Origin of the sequence: Arthrobacter sp. H20, assembly GCF_000520515.1 — a bacterium.
Lineage (GTDB): Bacteria > Actinomycetota > Actinomycetes > Actinomycetales > Micrococcaceae > Arthrobacter_D.
This window is the reverse complement of sequence record NZ_KI914759.1, coordinates 46807-50384: the sequence shown is the minus strand read 5'-3', so window position 1 is coordinate 50384 and position 3578 is coordinate 46807. Positions and strand designations below refer to the sequence as shown.

4 protein-coding genes are annotated in these 3578 nt (G+C 65.1%); all 4 read right to left on the bottom strand.

Translation table 11 applies throughout. The features are described 5' to 3' along the window. Positions 1-366 (bottom strand): response regulator (locus tag Y703_RS23245; RefSeq protein WP_253908091.1); only part of this gene is annotated, 366 nt, incomplete at its 3' end. After that, positions 363-1646, bottom strand: a complete 1284-nt coding sequence (locus Y703_RS0116295) for a sensor histidine kinase (RefSeq protein WP_026553563.1) — start codon at positions 1644-1646, stop codon at positions 363-365. The genes Y703_RS23245 and Y703_RS0116295, both read right to left, overlap by 4 nt. Before the next feature lie 45 nt (positions 1647-1691). Next, complete coding sequence (locus Y703_RS0116290; protein WP_026553562.1) at positions 1692-2549, bottom strand: ABC transporter permease; 858 nt, start codon at positions 2547-2549, stop codon at positions 1692-1694. Beyond that, positions 2546-3505, bottom strand: coding sequence for an ABC transporter ATP-binding protein (locus tag Y703_RS0116285; protein ID WP_026553561.1), 960 nt, complete (start codon positions 3503-3505; stop codon positions 2546-2548). The genes Y703_RS0116290 and Y703_RS0116285 overlap by 4 nt, the downstream gene beginning before the upstream one ends. Positions 3506-3578: the final 73 nt, after the last annotated feature.

The window sequence follows — 3578 nt, the reverse complement described above, 5'->3', positions numbered from 1 at the left end:
CAGGAGGTAGCCCACCGCGCCCGCCTCGACAGCCCGCACAATGTCCGAGTCGCCGTCATAGGTGGTCAGGACCAGGACCTTGATGCCCGGCTGTTGCGTCAGAATCCGGGCAGTGGCGTCCGCCCCATCAAGGAGCGGCATGCGCAGATCCATGAGGACGACGTCGGGCGAGGTCGCTGCGGCTGCAGCAACCGCCTCGTCACCATTGGCTGCCTCAGCCGCAACCACAATGCGCGGATCGGTGGAGAGCAGGTTGATCAACCCTGCGCGCACCACCGGATGGTCATCAACTACCAGCAGTCTCACGGTGTCGGCGCCGACCGGACCGGGGAATACGCGGTTGGGGTCAGAGCTGATGGGCGTCATGGGGTGTCCGCCCGCTCAGCACGGAGGTGAGTCGGGTCCGATGGGTGCGCTCCCTGGGGCCGGTCTGCCACCACCGGTACCAGCATCTGCAGGGTGGTTCCCTGGCCCGAAGCTGAGGCGATGCGCAGGGTTCCAGCAATTTCGCCGAGGCGGGCGCTGATGGATTTCAGCCCGTAGCCGGAGGTGTCCTGATCCGGATCGAATCCGTTTCCGTCATCAGCGATGGTCAGGAGCAACTCGGCCCCCGAGTGTTTCAGCTCCAGTTGGGACTGGGAGGCTGAGGCATGCCGTCGGACGTTGGTGAGTGCTTCCTGCGCCGAGCGGAGGATGGCGATCTGCTGGTTCGAGGTGAGCGCCGGTAATACCTCAGGCAGGGTGCAGGAGGTCTCGCAGCCGGACGCGGTAGCCGCAGAGGCCAACCGGGCCAGTGCGCCCAGCAGGTCACCACCTTGCAGCTGGGAAGGCCCAGTTGAGGCGATCAGGGACCGGGCCTCCTGGAGGTTCTCCCGGGCGGTGGCGTTGATGGCCTCCAGCCGGGCGCCGAGGTCCAGCCGGGCGCCGCTCTCCCACTGCGCCGCCCGTAATTGGGCAAGCGCCGCTTCCGACAGCATCACCACCGAGGTGAATCCCTGGGCGAGGGTGTCGTGGATTTCTCTGGACATCCGTTCCCGCTCGGCCATGGCTCCCTGCCGTTGGTCGGCGCGCTGGAGTTCGGCTCGGGTGGCCTCGAGGTCGGCGAGAAGCTGCGCCCGGTCCTCGCTCTGGTCGATGATCTTGTAGATCCAGAGCCCCAGCATGGTCGATGCGAGAAAAGACAACATTGTCTGCAGGCCGATTCCGACCAGATTTTCGGTGGACCCGCCGAACCGGAAGAGCTGCCCGGCGGCCACCACCAGACAGATTGCCGCAGTTCCGATCAGCCCGGCGCGTGCGGTGGAGGAAAACATCCAGATTTGCGGGAACGCGACAAAGAGGAGCACTGACCCCGAGCCGGGAAGAAAAGCAAGGAACCCGACCACCAGGATGAGGAGCACCACATAACCCCGGGGCCGCCACGTCCCAAAGTGGTGTTGGCGGGTCAAGAATGGGTAGGCGGCGCCCAGCACGGCCATTGCGCCGATGGTAGTCGCCCTCACGGCCGGGTCCGGCTCACCACCAAGGATCAACAGGGCCACAGCCGCCAGCGCGGTGTAGAAACCGGCATGCCACCACCTCATGCCATGGATCCACACCGAATTCTCAGGCATGAGCCTCGTGGCACGGTCCGGTTTCACGCTCATGCCATCACCCTACGTCGCCGCCGGGATGCGCCGGGAGTCCGATCCTCACTTCTGCGGTGGCCATTTGAAGGTCAGACGCGTCAGGACCAGCCCAACCACCAGCCAGATCCCTATCACAAGCGCTGACATGCCCACCGCCCAGGTCTGGCCAGGTTCGACGAATTCGAATTCGGGAGGTAGGAACACGCTCCGCATGCCGCTGGCGGTCCAGCGCAGTGGCGTCAGATTGGCGGCTGACTGCAGCCACTCGGGGAGCCCAGTGAACTGGAAGTAGACACCCGAGATAAAGGACAGGATGAGCACCGGAAGCACCGCCAGGGTTGACGCGCTTTCGGCTGACTTGGCGAGGCAGGCGAACGCTATTCCGACCACTGCCCAGGCAGCTGTCGCGGCCAGCAGGAGCCAGGCCACTGTCAGCCAGTCACTCCAGGAGGTGGGGAGGTCGATGCCGAGCAGCAACGAGCTGCCCAGCATCAGAATGGTTGTCTGCCCAACAATCAGGTAAAGGGTCAGGCCCATTTTGCCGATGAAGTAGGACACCACGGGCAGTGGCGTCCCGGCCAGCCGCTTGATACCGCCGTTGAACCGATCGGCAGCCACATAGCCGCTCAGGTTCTGGAATCCGCTCAGAATGGTCCCCAGTGCCACCATGCCCGGGAAGTAATACTGTGCAGGCGTCACCATGGCCCCCGGTGGGCCGAACGTGGGATCGTCGCCGAATACAGTCCCGAAGAGGGCCATCATGACCACGGGGAAGAACAGGATCAGGGTCAGAGCCAGTCCGTCCCGGTTGAAGGCCTTGATCTCCGTGATGGCCCGGCGGCCGCCCAGGGCAAGAGTGTTGGGCCGCCAGGCGGCGTTGCGCGCCGGTCCTGCTGGTCGGCCGGAATCAATGGTGGTCATGCCTGGACTCCTTCGGGGATGCCGGCCGGAGCGGCGTCGGCGTCGTGCTGGCGGAGGAGCTCAAGGTAGACGTCTTCAAGGCTGGGTCGGATGACCTCAAGACCAGTGGGCTCCCGGGTGCCGCCTTCGGTCAGTTGGTGAACCAGCGCGCCAGGCGCGGTGGTGGGCTCCTCGTGTGGGCCGCTCTCGTCAGTCCACCGCACCCGGGGGGTCCTGAGGGCTGGCCCACCCACTGTGTCGGCCGTACCGGAGGCGATGATCCGGCCGGAGGCGATGATGCCGAGCCGGTCGGAGAGCTGCTGTGCTTCGTCGAGGTAGTGGGTGGTGAGCACAATGGTGGTTCCCGCGTCTCCCAGGCCCCTGATCAGGTCCCAGAACCGGCGTCGTGCGGCGGGGTCGAAGCCAGTGGTGGGTTCGTCGAGGAACAGCAGCTCGGGGTTCCCGACCATTCCCAGGGCGACGTCGACCCGGCGGCGTTGACCGCCGGAGAGCGATTTGATGAGGGAACCGGCCTTGTCCTCAATCCCCACCGCGCTCATCACCTCGTCAACGCTGCGGGGGTTGGGGTAGAAGGCGGCAGCGTCCTTGAGTGCCTCGAAGACTTTGAGGGTACCCATGTCGGTGGCTTCCTGCAGCACAATGCCAATGCGGGACCGGAACAGGGCTGGCGCCTTGTATGGGTTGTGTCCCAGGACAGTGACGGTCCCGGATGTCGGCTTGCGGTGCCCCTCAAGGATTTCAATGGTGGTGCTTTTCCCTGCACCGTTCGGTCCAAGCAGGGCATAGGTTTCGCCGGTGCCAATGGTCAGGGACAAGTGGTCGACGGCGACGAGGTCGGCCTTCTTCGGCTGTCGGTAGGACTTCCTCAGGGAGTCGACGACGACGGCGCTTGCCGGTGCCGGATCGTTGGTCAAACCGGGCGTTGCGGTGCGGCCGGTGGCAGCTTGCTGGTTCATGCACCCAGCATGTCAGCTGCGGCATGCCTCGGATAAGGTCCGGTAGACCGAGGTGGGGTGTCCTGCTGGAGCA